Source organism: Salmonella sp. 32020114201800008SM (assembly GCF_017572025.1).
GTDB lineage: Bacteria > Pseudomonadota > Gammaproteobacteria > Enterobacterales > Enterobacteriaceae > Salmonella > Salmonella enterica.
The window spans coordinates 558,296-578,633 of the sequence record NZ_JAGEQM010000003.1 but is presented as its reverse complement, the minus strand read 5'-3'; the positions used below and the strand labels follow the sequence as shown (position 1 = coordinate 578,633).

At 52.2% G+C, this 20,338-nt stretch carries 20 protein-coding genes and 1 other RNA gene; 11 read left to right on the top strand and 10 right to left on the bottom strand.

Translation table 11 applies throughout. The features are described 5' to 3' along the window. Window positions 1–59 precede the first annotated feature (59 nt). The gene (cof, locus tag J4613_RS12115) at window positions 60–878 is read left to right on the top strand and encodes an HMP-PP phosphatase (RefSeq protein ID WP_000113030.1); all 819 of its coding nucleotides are present in this window, start codon (window positions 60–62) and stop codon (window positions 876–878) included. 49 nt (window positions 879–927) lie between these two features. Here cof and cdsH read toward each other — a convergent pair whose 3' ends face one another. Next, a complete protein-coding gene (gene cdsH / locus J4613_RS12110) occupies window positions 928–1,983 on the bottom strand; it encodes a cysteine desulfhydrase (RefSeq protein WP_072209479.1) in 1,056 nt (351 codons plus the stop codon). 112 nt (window positions 1,984–2,095) lie between these two features. On the opposite strand from cdsH, the gene decR reads away from it, so the two are divergent. From decR to amtB, 5 genes are all read left to right on the top strand, one after another. Continuing rightward, entirely contained in the window at window positions 2,096–2,554 is a 459-nt protein-coding gene (gene decR / locus J4613_RS12105; protein ID WP_080219291.1) for a DNA-binding transcriptional regulator DecR, read from the top strand. A gap of 40 nt (window positions 2,555–2,594) precedes the next feature. Beyond that, entirely contained in the window at window positions 2,595–4,367 is a 1,773-nt protein-coding gene (locus J4613_RS12100) for a SmdA family multidrug ABC transporter permease/ATP-binding protein (protein WP_001235559.1), read from the top strand. Beyond that, window positions 4,360–6,141 carry a SmdB family multidrug efflux ABC transporter permease/ATP-binding protein gene (locus J4613_RS12095; protein WP_111742425.1) on the top strand — a complete coding sequence of 594 codons (1,782 nt, stop codon included), beginning with the start codon at window positions 4,360–4,362 and terminating at the stop codon, window positions 6,139–6,141. Before J4613_RS12100 ends, J4613_RS12095 begins: the two co-directional genes overlap by 8 nt. A 212-nt stretch (window positions 6,142–6,353) precedes the next feature. Further along, entirely contained in the window at window positions 6,354–6,692 is a 339-nt protein-coding gene (gene glnK, locus J4613_RS12090; protein WP_000780341.1) for a P-II family nitrogen regulator, read from the top strand. Window positions 6,693–6,723: 31 nt separating this feature from the next. Further along, a complete protein-coding gene (gene amtB / locus J4613_RS12085; protein ID WP_023227339.1) occupies window positions 6,724–8,010 on the top strand; it encodes an ammonium transporter AmtB in 1,287 nt (428 codons plus the stop codon). 99 nt (window positions 8,011–8,109) lie between these two features. Here the strand turns inward: amtB and tesB are convergent, their stop codons facing one another. Beyond that, window positions 8,110–8,970, bottom strand: coding sequence for an acyl-CoA thioesterase II (gene tesB, locus J4613_RS12080; RefSeq protein WP_000084176.1), 861 nt, complete (start codon window positions 8,968–8,970; stop codon window positions 8,110–8,112). Between the two features lie 214 nt (window positions 8,971–9,184). Here tesB and J4613_RS12075 point away from each other — a divergent pair, with 214 nt between their 5' ends. Continuing rightward, window positions 9,185–9,754 carry a YbaY family lipoprotein gene (locus J4613_RS12075; RefSeq protein ID WP_000779802.1) on the top strand — a complete coding sequence of 190 codons (570 nt, stop codon included), beginning with the start codon at window positions 9,185–9,187 and terminating at the stop codon, window positions 9,752–9,754. Window positions 9,755–9,786: 32 nt separating this feature from the next. On the opposite strand, the gene J4613_RS12070 is transcribed toward J4613_RS12075, so the two are convergent. Next, a complete protein-coding gene (locus J4613_RS12070) occupies window positions 9,787–10,176 on the bottom strand; it encodes an MGMT family protein (protein WP_000961285.1) in 390 nt (129 codons plus the stop codon). An 84-nt stretch (window positions 10,177–10,260) separates the two neighbouring features. On the opposite strand from J4613_RS12070, the gene ffs reads away from it, so the two are divergent. After that, window positions 10,261–10,357, top strand: an RNA gene (gene ffs / locus J4613_RS12065) — signal recognition particle sRNA small type. Between the two features lie 49 nt (window positions 10,358–10,406). On the opposite strand, the gene J4613_RS12060 is transcribed toward ffs, so the two are convergent. Beyond that, entirely contained in the window at window positions 10,407–11,957 is a 1,551-nt protein-coding gene (locus J4613_RS12060) for an EAL domain-containing protein (protein WP_000213145.1), read from the bottom strand. Between the two features lie 224 nt (window positions 11,958–12,181). Between J4613_RS12060 and J4613_RS12055 the strand changes: the two genes are divergently transcribed. Then, a complete protein-coding gene (locus tag J4613_RS12055) occupies window positions 12,182–12,442 on the top strand; it encodes a type B 50S ribosomal protein L31 (RefSeq protein WP_000801415.1) in 261 nt (86 codons plus the stop codon). 5 nt (window positions 12,443–12,447) lie between these two features. Then, window positions 12,448–12,588: a type B 50S ribosomal protein L36 gene (ykgO, locus tag J4613_RS12050; protein WP_001197749.1), complete on the top strand. Its 141-nt coding sequence runs from the start codon at window positions 12,448–12,450 to the stop codon at window positions 12,586–12,588. Window positions 12,589–12,642: 54 nt separating this feature from the next. Here ykgO and J4613_RS12045 read toward each other — a convergent pair whose 3' ends face one another. From J4613_RS12045 to acrA, 6 genes are all read right to left on the bottom strand, one after another. Next, a complete protein-coding gene (locus tag J4613_RS12045; protein ID WP_000136181.1) occupies window positions 12,643–13,113 on the bottom strand; it encodes a YlaC family protein in 471 nt (156 codons plus the stop codon). Between the two features lie 116 nt (window positions 13,114–13,229). Beyond that, a complete protein-coding gene (gene maa / locus J4613_RS12040; protein ID WP_001278792.1) occupies window positions 13,230–13,781 on the bottom strand; it encodes a maltose O-acetyltransferase in 552 nt (183 codons plus the stop codon). Between the two features lie 178 nt (window positions 13,782–13,959). After that, a complete protein-coding gene (locus J4613_RS12035; protein WP_001280991.1) occupies window positions 13,960–14,178 on the bottom strand; it encodes an HHA domain-containing protein in 219 nt (72 codons plus the stop codon). 27 nt (window positions 14,179–14,205) lie between these two features. Continuing rightward, window positions 14,206–14,580 carry an Hha toxicity modulator TomB gene (gene tomB, locus J4613_RS12030; protein WP_000344807.1) on the bottom strand — a complete coding sequence of 125 codons (375 nt, stop codon included), beginning with the start codon at window positions 14,578–14,580 and terminating at the stop codon, window positions 14,206–14,208. A 495-nt stretch (window positions 14,581–15,075) separates the two neighbouring features. Next, window positions 15,076–18,225 (bottom strand): efflux RND transporter permease AcrB, encoded by a 3,150-nt coding sequence (acrB, locus tag J4613_RS12025; RefSeq protein WP_001132508.1) that lies wholly within the window; start codon window positions 18,223–18,225, stop codon window positions 15,076–15,078. A 22-nt stretch (window positions 18,226–18,247) separates the two neighbouring features. After that, complete coding sequence (gene acrA / locus J4613_RS12020; protein ID WP_001039202.1) at window positions 18,248–19,441, bottom strand: multidrug efflux RND transporter periplasmic adaptor subunit AcrA; 1,194 nt, start codon at window positions 19,439–19,441, stop codon at window positions 18,248–18,250. Between the two features lie 141 nt (window positions 19,442–19,582). Here acrA and acrR point away from each other — a divergent pair, with 141 nt between their 5' ends. Next, window positions 19,583–20,236, top strand: coding sequence for a multidrug efflux transporter transcriptional repressor AcrR (acrR, locus tag J4613_RS12015; protein ID WP_000101755.1), 654 nt, complete (start codon window positions 19,583–19,585; stop codon window positions 20,234–20,236). Window positions 20,237–20,338: the final 102 nt, after the last annotated feature.

Sequence of the window (20,338 nt, the reverse complement as noted above, 5' to 3'; positions counted from 1 at the left end):
CCGTATATCTCAGGTAATACTGAACAACAAGTTAACCGCGTCACAGTGTGGAGAAAGAGATGGCCCGTCTGGCAGCATTTGATATGGATGGCACGTTATTAATGCCCGATCACCATTTGGGTAGAGAAACGATCGCCACGCTGGCGCGTCTGCGCGAACGCGATATCACCCTGACATTCGCTACGGGTCGTCATGTGCTGGAAATGCGGCATATTCTGGGGACGCTTTCACTGGATGCTTATCTTATTACCGGTAACGGGACGCGAATTCACTCGCTGGAAGGCGACGTGCTGCATCGTCAGGATCTCGATCCTCAGGTTGCCGATACGGTGATGCACCATGCCTGGGATACCCGAGCCAGTATGCATGTGTTTAATGACAACGGCTGGTTTACAGGCCAGGAGATCCCCGCGCTACTCCAGGCGCACGTCTACAGCGGCTTTCGTTATCAGGTTATCGATATAAAAAGCATTCCGGCCCATCAGGTGACGAAGATCTGTTTTTGCGGCGATCATGACGATCTGATCCGTTTGCGCATTCAGCTCAATGAGGCGCTGGAAGAACGCGCGCACCTCTGTTTCTCTGCCGTCGACTGCCTGGAAGTGCTACCGCTGGGGTGCAATAAAGGATCGGCGCTGGCGGTATTGAGCAACCATTTAGGGCTTTCACTGGCAGATTGCATGGCGTTTGGCGACGCGATGAACGATCGGGAAATGCTGGGCAGCGTCGGGCGGGGGCTCATTATGGGCAATGCCATGCCGCAGCTTATCGCCGCGCTGCCACACCTTTCGGTTATCGGACATTGTGGTAATCAAGCGGTATCACACTTTTTGACGCATTGGCTGGACAATCCGCATCTACCTTATTCCCCCGAATGAGAGATCTCTTCCAGCAAGCCAGACATTCAGTCTGGCTTTTTTTTGGTTTCTAGTCGCCGGTAAGTAATTTTGCGATGGCCGCTGACCACGGCGTCAAATCGCCGATATGGTCGCTAACCCAGGCCGGATGGTAATAGGTATCCAGATAGCGATCGCCGCTATCGCACAATAACGTTACGATAGCGCCGGTTTCTCCAGCCTCGCGCATCCGGGCCGCAAGCTGCAGCGCTCCCCACATATTCGTGCCGGTAGAGGCGCCGACTTTACGGCCTAGCTGCGTTTCCAGCCAGTGTGCGGTGGCAACGCTGGCGGCGTCCGGCACGCGCAGCATCTCATCCACGACATCCGGAATAAAAGAAGGCTCTACTCGCGGACGACCAATTCCTTCAATTTTACTGCCCACCGGGCTGCGTAATGAAGCGTCGCGATCCTGCCAGTAAGGTAAAAAGACGGAATTTTCCGGATCCACCACCATGAGCTGAGTATCATAGCCCTGGCAGCGAATATAGCGCCCAATCGTCGCAGAGGTTCCGCCCGTTCCGGCGCTCATGACGATAAATCGCGGTACCGGATGGGGTTCGTTGCGCATCTGGCGGAAAATACTGTCGGCAATATTATTGTTGCCCCGCCAGTCGGTAGCTCGTTCTGCGTAGGTAAACTGGTCCATATAGTGACCGTTCAGTTCATGCGCCAGCCGCTCGGAGGCGGCATAAATTTCGCAGGCGCTCTCCACAAAATGACAGTGGCCGCCGTAAAATTGAATCTGTTCGATTTTACGTTTTGCGGTACAGGCGGGCATGACGGCGATGAACGGCAGTCCCAGTAAACGCGCGAACCAGGCTTCGGAAATCGCCGTTGAGCCTGATGACGCTTCAATAATCGGAGTGCCTTCTTTAATCCAGCCATTGCACAGCCCATAAAGGAACAGCGAGCGCGCCAGACGATGCTTGAGGCTACCGGTGGGATGCGTGCTTTCGTCTTTCAGGTAAAGCTGGATACCTGGAAATGCCGGCAGGGGCAAACGAATAAGATGCGTATCCGCCGAGCGCTGGTGGTCAGCGTTAATTTCATTAATGGCATTTTTAACCCAATTGCTACTCATCATTAATATCCATTTATCATTTTGTGCCAAGAGTAGCGAAAAGTACGGAAAAAATTGTTGCTATTTGACCTTTAAATTACAATGTAAGGAGAAAAATATTCTCTATGGAGTGGGTATGTTAGATAAAATTGACCGTAAACTGCTTTGCTTATTGCAGCGGGACTGTACCCTCTCTTTGCAGGCGCTGGCGGATGCCGTTAATCTGACGACAACGCCTTGCTGGAAGCGGCTTAAACGCCTGGAAGATGACGGTATCCTGCTTGGCAGGGTCGCGCTGCTGGACCCGGAAAAACTGGGTCTGGGATTAACCGCTTTTGTGTTGATAAAAACGCAGCACCACAGCAGTGAATGGTACTGTCGGTTCGTGACCGTCGTCTCTGAGATGCCGGAAGTGCTTGGCTTCTGGCGGATGGCGGGGGAATACGACTATCTGATGCGAGTTCAGGTGGCCGACATGAAGCGGTATGACGACTTCTATAAACGTCTGGTCAATAGCGTCCCAGGACTGTCAGACGTCACCTCCAGTTTTGCGATGGAACAGATTAAGTACACCACCTCTCTGCCCATTGAATAATTCTCCCGGTATTGCCGGAAATCATATCAGGAAATAACGCGTGCGATTATTTGCTCAATTAAGCTGGTACTTTCGCCGGGAATGGCGTCGCTATCTTGGCGCGGTGGCCCTGCTTATGCTTATTGCGATGCTTCAGCTGATCCCGCCCAAAGTGGTGGGGATTGTCGTGGATGGCGTAACCGCACAGCATTTTACTCCAGGCCGAATAGCGATGTGGATTGGCACCATTGCCCTGATCGCCGTAGTGGTCTATTTGTTGCGCTATGTCTGGCGCGTGCTGCTATTTGGCGCTTCTTATCAATTAGCCGTCGAACTGCGTGAAGATTATTATCGCCAGCTGAGTCGTCAGCATCCCGAATTTTATCAGCGCCATCGGACGGGCGATCTGATCGCGCGTGCGACGAATGATGTGGATCGCGTCGTATTTGCGGCGGGCGAGGGCGTTCTGACGCTGGTTGACTCGCTGGTAATGGGCTGCGCGGTACTGATTGTCATGTCGACGCAAATTAGCTGGCAGCTAACGCTATTAGCGCTGTTGCCAATGCCGATTATGGCGCTGATGATCAAACGTTACGGCGATCGGCTGCATGACTATTTCAAACTGGCGCAGGCCGCCTTCTCCAGCCTGAACGACCGCACGCAGGAGAGTCTGACCAGCATCCGTATGATCAAAGCGTTTGGTCTGGAGGACCGCCAGTCTTCGCTGTTTGCGGCGGATGCCGAAGATACCGGCAAGAAAAATATGCGCGTGGCGCGTATTGACGCGCGTTTTGATCCAACCATTTACATCGCCATTGGCATGGCGAACCTGCTTGCGATTAGCGGCGGAAGCTGGATGGTGGTTAACGGCAGCCTGACGCTGGGCGAACTCACCAGCTTTATGATGTATCTGGGGTTGATGATTTGGCCGATGCTGGCGCTGGCCTGGATGTTTAATATCGTGGAGCGGGGTAGCGCCGCTTACAGCCGCATCCGCGCCATGCTGGCGGAAGCGCCGGTAGTTAAGGATGGCGAAGAGCCGGTCCCGGCGGGGCGCGGCGAACTGACGGCGGCCATTCGTGAGTTTTGCTATCCGCAAACGACGCATCCGGCGCTGGAGAATGTGAACTTTCGTCTTAAACCGGGTCAGATGCTGGGGATATGCGGTCCGACCGGCGCGGGGAAAAGCACAATATTGTCGCTTATCCAGCGCCATTTTGATGTGACGCAGGGAGAGATCCGATTCCATGACATGCCGTTGACGCATCTGCAACTGGATAGCTGGCGTAGCCGACTGGCGGTCGTCAGCCAGACGCCGTTTTTGTTCTCGGACTCTATTGCCAATAATATTGCGCTCGGACGCCCGGAGGCGACTCAGGAGGAGATTGAACAGGTGGCGCGTTTAGCCAGCGTACATGAGGATATTCTCCGTTTGCCTCAGGGCTACGACACGCAGGTAGGTGAACGTGGCGTCATGTTATCGGGAGGGCAAAAACAGCGTATCTCGATTGCCAGAGCGCTGCTGTTGAATGCGGAAATTCTGCTTCTTGATGATGCGCTCTCAGCAGTAGATGGCCGCACGGAGCATCAGATTTTGCATAATTTGCGCCAGTGGGGCGAAGGGCGTACGGTCATCATCAGCGCGCATCGTTTATCCGCGCTGACCGACGCCAATGAAATTATCGTTATGCAACATGGTCATGTTGTTCAGCGCGGCGATCACGATCAACTGGCGCAGCAGATTGGCTGGTATCGCGATATGTATCGCTATCAGCAACTGGAGGCCGCGCTGGATGACGCGCCGGAACGCGGCGAGGAGGCGGCGAATGCGTAGTTTTGGACAGCTATGGCCGACGCTGAAACGGTTGCTGGCGTATGGCTCGCCATGGCGAAAACCGCTCTCTGTCGCGGTGATAATGCTGTGGATTGCGGCGGCGGCGGAGGTTAGCGGTCCGCTGCTGATCAGCTATTTCATTGATAACATGGTGGCCCGCCACCATTTACCGTTGGGCAAGGTCGCGGGGCTGGCGGCCGCCTATGTGGGGCTACAATTTCTGGCGGCGGGTCTGCATTACGCCCAGTCTTTATTATTTAACCGGGCGGCCGTTGGCGTGGTTCAGTCCTTGCGCACGGACGTCATGGATGCCGCCTTGCGCCAGCCGCTAAGCGCCTTCGACACGCAGCCTGTCGGACAATTAATTTCACGCGTGACCAACGATACGGAAGTCATCCGCGATCTGTACGTCACGGTCGTCGCAACGGTATTACGTAGCGCGGCGTTGATCGGCGCCATGCTGGTCGCTATGTTCAGCCTTGACTGGCGGATGGCGCTGGTGGCGATTTTGATTTTTCCGGCGGTATTGACCGTGATGATCATTTATCAGCGCTACAGCACGCCGATTGTACGCCGCGTGCGGGCATACCTGGCGGATATTAACGACGGCTTTAACGAAATCATCAATGGGATGAGCGTAATCCAGCAGTTTCGCCAGCAGGCGCGCTTCGGCGAACGCATGGGCGAGGCCAGCCGCTCGCACTACATGGCGCGGATGCAGACGCTGCGCTTGGATGGCTTTTTATTGCGTCCGCTGCTTAGCCTCTTTTCCGCGCTCATTTTATGCGGTTTGTTGATGCTTTTCAGCTTTACGTCTGCCGGCACGATTGAGGTCGGGGTGCTGTATGCGTTCATTAGCTATTTGTCACGTCTGAACGAGCCGCTCATTGAACTGACCACCCAGCAATCCATGCTACAGCAGGCGGTTGTGGCGGGAGAACGTGTTTTTGAACTGATGGATCGCCCGCGCCAGCGCTATGGCAGCGACGATAGGCCGTTGCAAAGCGGGGCGATTGATATTGATCATCTGTCGTTTGCTTACCGCGACGATAATCTTGTTTTACAGGACATTACGCTATCAGTACCGTCCCGTAGCTTTGTGGCGCTGGTGGGGCACACCGGCAGCGGGAAGAGCACGCTCGCCAGCTTATTAATGGGGTATTACCCCCTGACACAAGGCGAAATTCGGCTGGATGGGCGAGAGATCTCCTCTCTTAATCATCGCGTTTTACGCCAGGGCGTGGCGATGGTTCAACAGGACCCGGTAGTGATGGCGGATACCTTTCTGGCTAATGTGACGCTGGGGCGCGATGTCTCCGAGGCGCAGGTGTGGCAGGCGCTGGAAACGGTACAACTGGCAGATCTGGCGCGCGGCTTGAGCGACGGGCTGCATACGCATCTCGGCGAGCAGGGAAATACGCTGTCCGTCGGGCAAAAACAGCTATTGGCGCTGGCGCGCGTGCTGGTTGACGCCCCGCAAATATTAATTCTTGATGAAGCGACGGCCAGCATCGATTCCGGCACTGAGCAGGCGATACAGCAGGCGCTGGCGGCGATTCGCGAGCGCACCACGCTGGTGGTTATTGCCCATCGTCTATCGACAATCGTGGAGGCGGATACCATTCTGGTTCTCCATCGCGGCCAGGCGGTGGAGCGCGGGACGCATCAACAATTGCTGGCGGCGCAAGGGCGCTACTGGCAAATGTATCAATTACAGTTAGTTGGCGAGGAGTTAGCCGCCAGCGTACACGAAGAATCCGGCCCTGCGGCGTAAGGTTTGGCGCCACAGAGCAAAACCTCGCCCATCATGCACCGTCATGGTGCGTTTTTCTTTCCCTGCTTCGATTTTGGGGCGCGTCAATATAAAGACGCGCCGCTAACCGCGCTTTTCCTCGCTCGCCAGCTTCTGGCACATCCTTTGCAATATCCATCCTGAAGAGTCCATGCGCGGCGGCAGCCGTTACCTAATTCTGACTGGAGGGTTCTATGAAGCTGGTTACTGTGATTATCAAACCGTTCAAGCTGGAGGACGTGCGGGAGGCGCTTTCTTCCATTGGCATTCAGGGACTGACCGTCACCGAAGTGAAAGGGTTTGGCCGTCAGAAAGGACACGCCGAACTGTATCGCGGCGCGGAGTACAGCGTGAATTTCCTGCCGAAGGTCAAAATTGATGTGGCTATCGCCGACGACCAACTGGAAGAGGTGATCGATATCATCAGTAAAGCGGCTTACACCGGAAAAATTGGCGACGGCAAAATTTTCGTCGCGGAGCTCATGCGCGTTATTCGGATTCGTACCGGCGAAGCTGACGAAGCAGCGCTGTAAGACCCGCCACACAGCAACAGGAAATGAAAAAATGAAGATAGCGATGATAAAAACCACACTGGCTTCACTGGCGCTGCTGCCTGGGCTAACGATAGCCGCGCCGGCGGTTGCCGATAAAGCGGATAGTGCTTTTATGATGATTTGCACCGCGCTGGTGCTGTTCATGACGATACCGGGTATCGCGCTGTTTTACGGCGGATTAATTCGCGCCAAGAACGTGCTGTCAATGTTAACGCAAGTGACCGTCACCTTTGCGCTGGTCTGTATTTTATGGGTGGTGTACGGCTATTCGCTGGCTTTTGGCGAAGGGAATCATTTCTTCGGTAATGCTGATGGGGCGATGTTGAAGAATATCGCGTTGACGGCGGTAACGGGTACGATTTATCAGTATATTCATGTCGTATTTCAGGGATCTTTCGCCTGTATTACCGTCGGGCTGATTGTCGGCGCGCTGGCGGAGCGTATTCGTTTTTCGGCGGTACTGATTTTTGTCGTGGTGTGGTTCACGCTCTCTTATATCCCGATTGCGCACATGGTGTGGGGCGGCGGCCTGCTGGCTGCTCACGGCGCGCTGGATTTTGCCGGTGGTACGGTGGTGCATATTAACGCCGCTATCGCCGGGCTGGTAGGGGCTTATTTAATTGGCAAACGCGTCGGCTTTGGGAAAGAAGCATTTAAACCCCATAACCTGCCGATGGTCTTTACCGGTACTGCGATTCTGTATATCGGCTGGTTTGGATTTAACGCGGGTTCTGCGGGTAGCGCAAACGAGATAGCAGCGCTGGCCTTTGTGAACACCGTGGTGGCGACCGCCGCCGCGATTCTGGGGTGGATTATCGGCGAGTGGACGCTACGCGGTAAGCCTTCCCTGCTGGGAGCCTGTTCCGGCGCGATTGCCGGTCTGGTCGGCGTGACGCCAGCCTGTGGCTATGTTGGCGTTGGCGGCGCGCTGGTTATCGGCGTTATTGCGGGTCTGGCGGGATTGTGGGGAGTCACCATGCTTAAACGTCTGCTACGGGTAGATGATCCGTGCGACGTATTTGGCGTTCACGGCGTTTGCGGAATAGTCGGCTGTATCCTGACCGGCGTTTTTGCCGCCAGTTCGCTGGGCGGCGTTGGCTTTGTCGACGGCGTTACGATGGGACATCAGGTGATGGTACAGCTGGAAAGTATTGCTATTACGGTCGTCTGGTCCGGCGTTGTCGCGTTTGTTGGTTACAAACTGGCGGATATCCTTGTTGGACTGCGTGTACCGGAAGAGCAGGAGCGCGAGGGGCTGGATGTGAACAGTCACGGCGAGAATGCGTATAACGCGTGATTGCGCAACATGCCTGATGGCGCTGCGCTTACCCAGTCTACCGTAGGCCGGATAAGCGCAGCGTCATCAGGCCATTAACGCCGCATAGCGGCATGTTTTTTAATTGTGATTACGCATTACCCCTTCCTGCACGGTTGAAGCGACCAGAGCGCCATCCTGAGTATAAAACTCGCCGCGAACAAAGCCCCGGGCGCTGGAGGCGGAAGTGCTCTCCACGCTATAAAGTAGCCATTCATTAAAATTGAACGGACGATGGAACCACATAGAGTGATCGATAGTGGCGATCTGAATGCCCTTTTCCAGAAAACCGATGCCGTGAGGCTGAAGCGCGACGGGAAGGAAATTCAGATCCGAGGCATATCCCAGTAAATATTGATGGACGCGAATGTCATCCGGAACGGTGCCGTTGGCGCGAATCCATACCTGACGCACAGGCGCGGCGACGTGACCTTTCAACGGATTGTGAAATTCGACGGGACGAATTTCCAGCGGGCGATCGCAGAGAAACTTTTCTTTCAGAATCGGCGGCAGTAAATGCGCCAGCGATTGCGCGATTTCCGTTTCTGACGGTAGTCCTTCCGGCCCGACTGCCGTCGGCATGGTTTTTTGATGTTCAAAACCCGGTTCCGGTGCCTGGAATGAGGCGGTCATGTAAAAGATGGGTTTCCCGTTCTGAATAGCGGCAACGCGGCGGGCGCTGAAGCTATTCCCATCGCGCAGCACTTCTACGTCATAGATAATGGGTTTTTGGCTGTCGCCTGGCCGCAGAAAATAACTGTGGAATGAATGCACCAGTCGCGCTTCCGGCACCGTTTCTTTGGCGGCATAGAGCGCCTGGCCCACCACCTGACCGCCAAATACCTGGCGCAGCCCTAAGTCTTCACTTTGGCCCCGAAAGAGTCCTTCTTCAATTTTTTCCAGATTCAATAATGTCAGCAAATTATTCAGTGTCTGACTCATACATACTCTCCAGGTGACAACGATGCCGAAGCGAGGTAGGGCAGAGTATAACGCAATTTTGCAAGTGGTCCGATGGGTACAAAAGTCTGAATAACAGACCAATTCCAGGCAAAAATGAGTGACATGTGCCACACTTAATCACGTTATGTTTCTGTTAACCACTCTTCCGGCGGGGGGAAAGGCCTGCTGGTGCATTGATGATAAGGAGAATTGAATGAAACTCGTGCACATCGTAAGTGGTTTAGCGGTTGCGATATCTCTGGCGGCCTGCGCTGATAAAAGCGCTGATATCCAGACGCCTGCGCCAAACCCTAACATGTCGATTACAGCTAACCAGTCTACTATTCAGCAACCCAATGTTTCCGGTACCGTCTGGATCCGCCAGAAGGTCGCTCTGCCGCCAGATGCGGTGCTGACCGTGACGCTTTCAGATGCTTCGCTGGCTGATGCGCCGTCTAAGGTGCTGTCGCAAAAAGCGGTACGTACCGAAGGTAAACAGGCGCCTTTCAGTTTTGTGTTGCCGTTTAACCCATCAGATATTCAACCTAACGCGCGTATTCTCCTGAGCGCGGCCATCACCGTTGACAATAAGCTGGTATTTATTACCGATAGCGTGAAACCGGTGATTAACAATGGCGGCACTAAAGCGGATCTGACGCTGGTACCGGTACAGCAAACGGCGGTGCCTGTGCAGGCCAGCGGTGGTGCGACGACGACGGTTCCATCGACTTCGCCGACCCAGGTCAATCCGTCTTCTGCCGTTCCTGCGCCTACCCAGTATTAATCCTGCGCCAACCCTCTCCGTTACGGAGAGGGTTAATACACCCAGCGATAGCGTTGTAAATCGATTTGTCCGCTTCCCGACACCACCACGCCTTCCGCCAGTAATGCCTGACGTTGCCGCTGTAGATCCGGCCCGGTAAGTGATATTGCGCCGTGGCGGTTCACCACCCGATGCCATGGTAAAGTGCTGCCTTCCGGCAGACGTTTTAAAACTCCGCCGACCTGACGCGCTGCCCGAGGGGAACCGGCAAGCCGGGCGACATCGCCGTAGGTCGTGACAAACCCTTCCGGGATCGAAGCGACGATTTGCCAGACGCGTTGAGGAAATGTGTCCTGAATATCCATAATAGAATCCTGCGTTAATGCTTCAGGATAATCTGGAATAAGGGGGGAGGAAAGCCCGGATGCGCAAGAAACCAGCATCCGATGCCTGATGGGTTGCAATTGCACGATATAGCAGTGATAATGCGCCTGCGCGTTGGTTCACAACGCTCTCAATGGGGGCTCTGTTGGTTCTCCCGCAACGCTACTCTGTTTACCAGGTCAGGTCCGGAAGGAAGCAGCCAAGGCAGATGACGCGTGTGCCGGGATGTAGCTGGCAGGGCCCCCACCCATTTGTGCCTCTCCACACTGTTCTTTTCTGCTGTGCGACGTTATAGCCGCTGTTCCGCCCAAAGAATAAATGCCGTAGCGGGTAGGGGCTTACTGTATAACCAGCCCTGACCATAATGTACGCCATGCTGGCGTAGCCACTGTTCTTGCCTGGTCGTTTCGATGCCTTCTGCGACCATCTTGAGTTTAAGCGTTTTCGCCATTTCAATAATATGCGGCGTGACGTTTTTATATTCCAGCGCATCGACAAAAGATTTATCAATTTTAAGGACATCCACATCCAGATTTTGTAAGTAGCTGAGGCTGGAATAGCCGGTGCCAAAGTCATCAATATAAATGGAATGTCCCGCGTTACGGTATCTGGCGACAATGGGCGCGCTGGTTTTCGGATCGGCGAACTCGCGTTCCGTTAATTCAAGCGCGATTTGCGACGGAGAAATTTGGCTACGGTTCAGCAGCGTGCTTAACAGCGTCGGCAACGTTTCCGACGCCAGATCGGATGCCTCAAGATTGATTGAAATATGTTGTTCGGGATGGGACTTTAACCAACTCCCCATGTCTTCAAAAACGGTTTCGATGATTAACCGGGTTAGCGGCTCCGTGAGCCCGGTTTGTTCAGCCAGCGCGATAAAAATTTCCGGCGAAAGGAAGGTGCCGTCCGCCTGTTGCCAGCGAGCTAAGGCTTCGGCACCGACAATTTTTCCGCTGCTCAGGGAGACAATAGGCTGATAGTGTACGTTAATTTCGCGATTGTCTATCGCATCCTGGAGACGGTGGCGGGGCGACTGTAGCCGACGCAAAATACGCAGAATAAAGGCCGCGGCCAGCAGACCCGTTACGATGCCCGCCGGTAGCCAGATAAATGCCTGTCGATACCAGCTCCTTTCCAGCGGAGCGGTCGGTGCCCAGCTTACGATAGTAATGCCCATTTCCGGAAAGGGGTGAATAGCATACTGAATGCCTCGGTTTTCCAGCCGCAGGGGCGTCTCATGGTGAATGAGCGGAAGAATAGCGGGGTCAAGGTTACCGCTGCTGGCAACCACAGTATTGCGTTCCCGGCCAATAATAGCGACGTCAATCGGCCATGCGCCAAACGGAATCACATCGATAAAGGATGCCGGGTCGATCATCACGATATAGCTGTCGCTCCCGAGTGCCGCCATATAGCGTTTTATACCCAGATCGTTTTGCGCCGTAAACCAGGCGCGATAACCGTCGCGAGTGATTTTCATGGGCGGAGGGAAAGCGGGAATATGGCTCTCTTTTTCAAGTGAGGAGCAAACGGGAATCGAATTTTTAAGATACAGAACTTCCTGGACATACCGAAAGCTATAAGACACGCGGCGCATGGCGAGTAAATGGGCACTGCTGCAGGGCTCGCCTTTAAAGGAGGCAATATGCGTTAACGCGGCTTTTGCCTGGTCACTGACCCTTTCTGTACGTAGCGCCACCCGGGACGAGAAGATATCCAGCTCTTCATTAAACCTCTTTTCAACTTGACGGTGCGCTAGCCACAGACTCAATCCTATCGGGAAAAGGACAGACAGGATAAGCACTCCCGTTACCAGGCTGACCAGATGTCGTGTTGTCACAGTGATGTCCTTATAAACACAGCGTAGAGAAAGTATATCCGATCGTAAATCGCGCCCTCGAATGATAAAGCTATTTTATCGATTTTACAGATTCAGGCGCCAGGCTAACGCGTTACGCCACGTTGCTTTTGCTGCCAGGAAGAGATCGTGAATGTTTACCGGTTGAAAAAGGATCGTTGATAGCGTATTTTGTTGTTATGTTATAACATAATTGAGAGGGCGCAATGAAACCTGATATTCATCCTGTATACCGCACCGTCGTATTTCACGACACCAGCGCAAATGAATATGTGAAAGTGGGATCAACTATCAAAACTGAACGTGAAATCGAACTGGACGGCGTGACATATCCGTATGTCACTATTGATGTGTCATCAAAATCGCATCCTTTTTATACCGGTAGACAGAAAACGTTTGATAGCGAAAGTAGCGCCGCACGCTTCCAGAAACGTTTCGGTCATTTTATCGGCGCTAAAAGGGGGTAAATGAAATGCAGGTGTTAAACTCACTTCGCAATGCAAAACAACGGCATCCGGATTGCCAGATAGTCAAACGCAAAGGACGCTTATACGTGATTTGTAAAACAAATCCACGTTTTAAGGCGGTTCAGGGGCGTAAAAAAAGACGTTAAAAACCAACAGTTCAGGGAAAGCAGTGCGTACCAGGGAGGGTGCGCACTTTTTTATTACCGGCTGGCTTCTGCGCGGGCCAGCGTAAAAATATCGTAGAAGGAAAGTTCGCCCTTACGGGCAACCATTTTTTGCAGCTGGACTTTATGTTCATTATCCACCTGTGGAGACTGAAGAATCGTCTCAATGAGCGTGGGGGGAACAAAGCGGGTGTTGTACCATTCGCCGTTGTAACAGACCCGGAGGTCCAGCACATCGATGTCGTTATAGTGATAACGCGGGGCGATGTCGAAAAAGAAGAAGCCATTAAATGCGATAAATAACACCACTAACAGCCACACTGACCCCACCAGCGTTTCTGATTGCAGCATGACCGCCAGCGTCGCAAACCAGGCTGCATACATCGCGATAAATAACCCAGGATGCTTGCGGATAAAACTGATACTAAAACGCGGCCTGTTATCGCGTTTTTCACGGATGTTTAAGTCATCAATAGTTTCGCTAAGCAGGCGCTGTATCTCTGTCATCTTTTGCCTTCATGATTTCTGCGACATAGGGGTAATAACAGCCCATTTTAAAGGGAGGTGTAACGTGAAAAAAGTAACAGATTAACCACGAATTAGCATAACAGTTATCATTTTGACTACAATTTTTTAATGATTCGCGCCGGATTTCCGCCTACCACAACGTCTGGCGGTACGTTTTTTATCACCACAGCGCCTGAAGCGACGACGACGTTATCGCCGATGGTTACGCCCGGATTAACGACGGCTCGTCCGCCTATCCAGACATTATTTCCGATAGTGACGGGTTTACCTAATTCTCTGCCGCTGTTGCGTTCGACGGCGTCCAGCGGATGCGTGGCGGTATAGATATGTACCCCTGGCGCGAGCATACAATTATCGCCAATATGAATTGGGCAAACATCAAGCATGACGCAGTCGAAGTTAGCGTAAAAGGAGTGACCAAGAAAAATATTATAGCCGTAGTCGCAACGGAAGGAAGGTTCAATATAGGCGTCTTCGCATCGACCCAACAGGTCGCGTAAAATCGCCTGACGCTTATTTATTTCATCAGGCGTAGTATAATTGTATTGATGGATGAGTTGACGCGCCCGCAGTCGATCCTGGCATAAAGTTTCATCGGTCGGGCAATACAGTGCCCCAGCGATCATTTTTTGTTTTTCGTCACTCATCGCGCGCTCCCCTTGGTGGATATTATCGCAATAGAAGCAATAATAAAGTATTAGAGGGAACGTTCCCTGCTATTGGTATGTGATCTATATCACTGTTCTATAATAGCCCGTTGTGTTATTAGCCAGAACGAGGAGGCAGATAACACCTGCGTGTTCTCTAAAAAGTAATGTAGCGTGATTAACGAATGAATTTCCATACTGAAGAGGGGATCTTGTCGTAGAGTTTGTTCATCGTCAATTCTGCAAGACGGTGATCCGCAGCTGAGTAAAATACAGCCAGCTCATTGTCGGACAATTCATATTTATTTTTCTCAATGACGCGCTCCAGAGTGTCAATTGTCTGACAGCGCCGTAAACGCATCAAATAATCAGTTTTAGTTAATGGTTTATCAGACATAAATTCTACCTATGATTGTAATAATTTTTAACAAGACAAACTAACAGGATTAGCCCTGGTGGCGTTGACGAAACAACGGAACAGGCGGTTGCCCGATTTACGCCATTTTTGCAAATCCTGCGTATTAATACCATAGCTGCTGAACAACATAAAGGTGTCGTCCAGGTATTCATCTATCTGCGCAATCAATTTATTGTCTTCATTGTACTTAATTTTATAATTAAGCGCGAAAGTTGCAATATGCTCTATCAGCTCATTGAGCTGCAGGTTGACTGCTGAGGTCGGGTCATTAACCCAGCCATGGTTGCTTTCTTCAAGGTTTGCAAGACAGTCATGATACAGGGTTTCGCAAAGAAATTTAAGCTGTGCTATATCATGTCTTTTGGGTGAGTATTCGTCCATAATGCATCCCCTTTTTAGTGGCTTAAACTAACCGAACACCTTCGGGATGGATACAACTAACTAACCTGGTACTTCCCACGTCACCTTATGATTTAACTATAATCTACTCTAAAAAACTTTTCATCGTCATATTACTAAAAATTACAATTGCGTGAAAGCCGCGTGTTGCCATACTTTTTCGAATTTTAACAGTGATCGTCGGTCGCCTAAAAAGGAACCAGTTTTATTGTTTGTGTAATCATTGGGTTAACGTTTTTTAGCTTTTCAGGCTAAAACAATAGACTCTGACAGGAGAAAATAGCCAGGAATATTCTTAATATTTCTTAATTAATGGCTGAATTAAGAAATGGCCAACTTTCCTAAGAAAAGCCTTTAACGCAGTAAGGATTATACCTTTTATTAATATGGCAAAAAATAATCAATCTAACAATAAGCGTATTTTATGATTTTTGCGTAAAAAAGGCCGCTTGCGCGGCCTTATCAACAGTGAGCAAATCAGCGATGTTCTGTCGAATGACTATGCTCAATATCTTCGCTTTTACGGCTAAAGCGGCGGCGTACCACCACGAAGAAGACCGGTACGAAGAAAATAGCCAGTACGGTTGCCGTTACCATCCCGCCCAGTACGCCAGTACCTACCGCATTCTGCGCGCCGGAACCCGCGCCGGAACTGATAACCAGCGGCATAACCCCCAGCATGAACGCTAACGAGGTCATCAGAATCGGGCGCAAACGCATCCGGACGGCCTCCAGCGTCGCTTCTACCAGACCTTTCCCTTCTTTATCCATTAAGTCTTTGGCGAATTCGACGATAAGTATCGCGTTCTTCGCCGACAACCCAATGGTTGTGAGCAGGCCCACCTGGAAGTAAACGTCGTTAGTCAGTCCGCGGAAGGTGGCAGCCAGCAGCGCGCCGATAACCCCAAGCGGAACAACCAGCATTACGGAGAACGGGATAGACCAGCTCTCATACAATGCCGCCAGACACAGGAAGACGACGATCAGCGAGATAGCATACAGGGCAGGGGCCTGGTTGCCGGACAACCGCTCCTGGTAGGACATCCCGGTCCAGTCATACCCAATGCCTGACGGCAGCTTGCTGGCCAGTTCTTCCATCATCGCCATCGCTTCACCAGTACTCTTGCCTGGCGCCGCCTGACCCAGAATTTCCATCGAAGGCAGACCGTTATAGCGTTCCAGACGTGGCGAACCATATTCCCAGCGGGAAGAGGAGAATGCGGAGAATGGCACCATCTGACCATCGCTACCACGAACGTACCAGTCGTTAATATCATCCGGCAACATGCGGTATTTCGCTTCGGACATCACGTAAACTTTCTTCACACGACCGCGATCGATAAAGTCGTTTACATAGCTGCCGCCCCATGCTGCGCCCAGCGTGGTATTAATGTCGCTAATAGACACGCCCAGCGCCTGAGCTTTTTCCTGGTCGATATCGATTTTAAACTGCGGCGTATCTTCCAGACCGTTAGGTCGAACGCCGACCAGCAGATCAGGATATTTCGCCACTTCGCCGAACAACTGATTACGTGCCTGGGTGAGTTTTTCATGACCAAGTCCCGCCTGGTCAATCAACTCGAAGTCAAACCCGGTTGCGGTGCCCAGTTCAACAATCGCCGGTAGGTTAAAGGCGAAGACCATCGCATCTTTAATTTGTGAAAACGCTGCGGTTGCTCGCTGGGTAATCGCTTCAACCTTGTTTTTTTCGCCTGGACGATCGGCCCAGTCTTTCAACGACACGAATGCAATACCGGTATTCTGACCGCGCCCTGCAAAACCGAAGCCGTTGACGGCGAATACCGATTCAACGTTGGCTTTCTCTTTGTTCAGATAGTAATCCGTGACCTCATCCAGCACTTTTTGCGTGCGCTCTTGCGTCGCGCCAGCGGGGAGCTGGACCATTGTCAGGAATACGCCCTGGTCTTCATCCGGCAAGAAAGAGCTTGGCAGACGAACGAACAGATAAGCCATACCGACGACGATAATGAGATAGAGCAGCAGATAACGCCCGGTGCTGCGCAGAATATTGCCTACGCTATCGGTGTAGTGATGCGTGCTCTTATCAAACAGGCGGTTAAACCAGCCGAAAAAGCCTTTTTTCCCTTCGCCATGATCGCCTTTGGCGACGGGTTTGAGCATCGTCGCGCACAGCGCAGGCGTCAGGATCAGCGCGACCAGCACCGACAGCGCCATCGCCGATACGATGGTGATAGAGAACTGACGATAAATTGCCCCGGTTGAGCCGCCAAAGAAGGCCATCGGAATAAATACCGCCGACAGTACCATCGCGATACCCACCAATGCGCCCTGAATCTGGCCCATGGATTTGCGCGTCGCTTCCTTCGGCGGAAGGCCTTCTTCCGTCATAACACGTTCGACGTTCTCGACCACCACGATGGCGTCATCCACCAGCAAGCCGATGGCGAGCACCATCCCGAACATCGTCAGCGTGTTTATCGAGAAACCGAATGCCGCAAGCACGGCAAAGGTTCCCAACAACACCACCGGAACCGCAATAGTCGGAATCAACGTCGCGCGGAAGTTCTGCAGGAACAGGTACATCACCAGGAACACGAGGATAATCGCTTCGACCAGCGTTTTTACCACTTCATGAATAGAGATCTTCACGAACGGCGTGGTGTCATACGGGTAGACGATTTTCATCCCTGGCGGGAAGAACGGTTCCATTTTTTTCAGTTCGGCGCGAATAGCGGTAGCGGTATCCAGCGCGTTGGCGCCGGTAGCCAGTTTGATGCCAAGACCTGACGCTGGCTGACCGTTAAATTTCGCGATGACGTCGTAGTTCTCGCCGCCAAGCTCAATTTTCGCTACATCCCGCAGACGAACCTGAGAGCCATCCTGATTCACCTTCAGCAGGATTTTGCCAAACTCATCCGTTGAGGTCAGACGCGTTTGGGCAATAATCGATGCGTTAAGCTGCTGGCCTTTTACCGGCGGCGTACCACCGAGCTGACCTGCCGCGACCTGGGCGTTCTGCGCTTTGATCGCGTTAATCACGTCGACCGGCGTCAGTTGGTATTTGGTCAGCTCTGTCGGATTCATCCAGATACGCATCGCATATTGCGAACCAAACAGCTGGACGTCGCCCACCCCAGAGGTACGGCTGATCGGATCTTTCATATTGGCGGCAACGTAATCCGAAATATCCTCCTGGGTCATGGTGCCGTCGGTGTTAATGACGCCCACTACCATCAGGAAGCTACTTGAGGACTTCTCAACGCTTACGCCCTGTTGCTGTACTTCCTGGGGAAGTAACGGCATTGCCAGTTGCAACTTGTTCTGAACCTGAACCTGCGCGATGTCCGCATCGGTGCCGGATTCAAAGGTCAGCGTGATCTGCACGGTCCCCGTGGAGTCACTGTTGGAGGACATATACATCAGGTTATCGATACCGTTCATATTCTGTTCGATAACCTGCGTGACGGTATCCTGTACCGTTTTCGCATCAGCGCCAGGGTAGGTTGCGGAGATCGTCACTGCTGGTGGCGCAATCGTCGGATATTGCGCTACCGGCAATTTGAGGATCGCGAGCCCCCCTGCCAACATGATGATGATGGCGATCACCCACGCAAATATAGGGCGATCGATAAAGAAATTAGGCATGTCTTAACGGCTCCTGTTTAAGTTAAGACCTGGGCTGAGCAGGTTGATCACCGCTTGCGGCTTGCTGTTTGTTATCCGCGGTAATTTCCTGCACTTTAACCTGTGCGCCAGGACGTACTTTTTGCAGCCCGCTGACGACTACGCGGTCGCCCGCTTTCAACCCGTCAGTCACCAGCCACTTATCGCCGATCGCCTGGCTTGCGACGATTTGGCGGGTTTCCACTTTGTTATCAGCGCCAACCACCAGCACTGTGGCATCGCCGCGTGGAGTACGGGTAACGCCCTGTTGTGGAACCAGTAATGCCGTCGGTTTTGTCCCTTCCTGCAGACGTGCGCGAACGAACATTCCTGGCAATAAGGTGTGATCCGGGTTAGGGAAGATGGCGCGCAAAGTAATAGACCCGGTGGTTTGGTCAACGGTCACGTCGGAGAACTCAAGCGTACCGGACTGCGGGAATTTGATACCGTCGCTGGTCACCAGGTCGACCTTCGCTTTGCCGTTTTCCTGTTTCAGCGAACCATTTGCCAGCTCCTGCTTCAGGCGCAGGAAGTCATTGCTGGACTGGGTCACATCGACATAAATAGGGTCCAGCTGCTGCACTGTCGCCAGCGCCGACGCCTGACCGTTCTGTACCAGTGCGCCTTCCGTTACGGATGACTTACCAATACGACCGCTAATCGGCGAGGTGACTTTGGTATACGCCAGGTTGATACGTGCGGTTTCAACGGCGGCTTTTGCTGCGACAACAGCGGCAGTCGCTTGTTGTGCGTCAGCCAGCGCCTGATCGTATTCCTGCTTACTGATGTACTGCGTACCCAGCAGCTTTTGATAACGCTTCACCGTCAGTTCAGCGATATTCGCGGCGGCCTGCGCTTTTGCCAGATCGCCCTTAGCGCTGTCGTAAGTCGCCTGGTAGGTCGCAGGATCAATCTGATAGAGAGAGACTCCCGCTTCGATATCACTTCCCTCAACGAAATTACGCTTCAGGATAATGCCGCTTACCTGCGGGCGAACTTCGGCGATACGGTAAGCAACGGTACGACCCGGAAGTTCAGTTGTGATTTGCAGTGGTTCCGTTTTTAGTGTGACAACCCCAACTTCTGGCATCTGCTGGCCGCCTTGCTGGTCCTGTTTGTCGTCACATCCTGTTAGCGCTAAGCTGCCTGAGAGCATCAGAACGACCGCCAGAGGCGTTAACCCTCTGTTTTTGTTCATATGTAAACCTCGAGTGTCCGATTTCAAATTGGTCAATGGTCAAAGGTCCTTAAACCCATTGCTGCGTTTATATTATCGTCGTGCTATGGTACATACATCCATAAATGTATGTAAATCTAACGCCTGTAAATTCACCGACATATGGCACGAAAAACCAAACAACAAGCGCTGGAGACACGACAACACATCCTGGATGTGGCCCTGCGTTTGTTCTCGCAGCAAGGCGTATCAGCAACCTCGCTGGCGGAGATTGCGAACGCTGCTGGCGTGACGCGCGGCGCAATCTATTGGCATTTCAAAAATAAGTCGGATTTATTCAGTGAGATCTGGGAGCTATCAGAATCCAATATTGGTGAGCTTGAGATTGAGTATCAGGCAAAATTCCCCGACGATCCACTATCTGTATTAAGAGAAATTTTAGTTCATATTCTTGAAGCTACTGTAACAGAAGAACGACGCCGCTTATTGATGGAGATTATATTCCATAAATGTGAGTTTGTCGGAGAAATGGTTGTGGTTCAACAGGCGCAACGTAGCCTTTGTCTGGAAAGTTACGATCGGATTGAACAAACGTTAAAACATTGTATTAATGCTAAAATGCTGCCTGAAAATCTGCTGACTCGTCGTGCGGCGATACTGATGCGCAGCTTTATTTCAGGGCTCATGGAAAACTGGTTATTTGCTCCGCAATCGTTTGATTTAAAAAAAGAAGCTCGCGCCTACGTCACGATCCTGCTGGAGATGTATCAATTGTGTCCGACGCTGCGCGCGTCGACGGTCAACGGCTCCCCCTGATAATATTCCAGGAAAACTCCTGGACATTTTCTGTGTCGCTATTCTGTTTGTTACAGGCGTGATATTCTTGCGACTCAATTATTTCCGGTCTGCTTGCCGGTT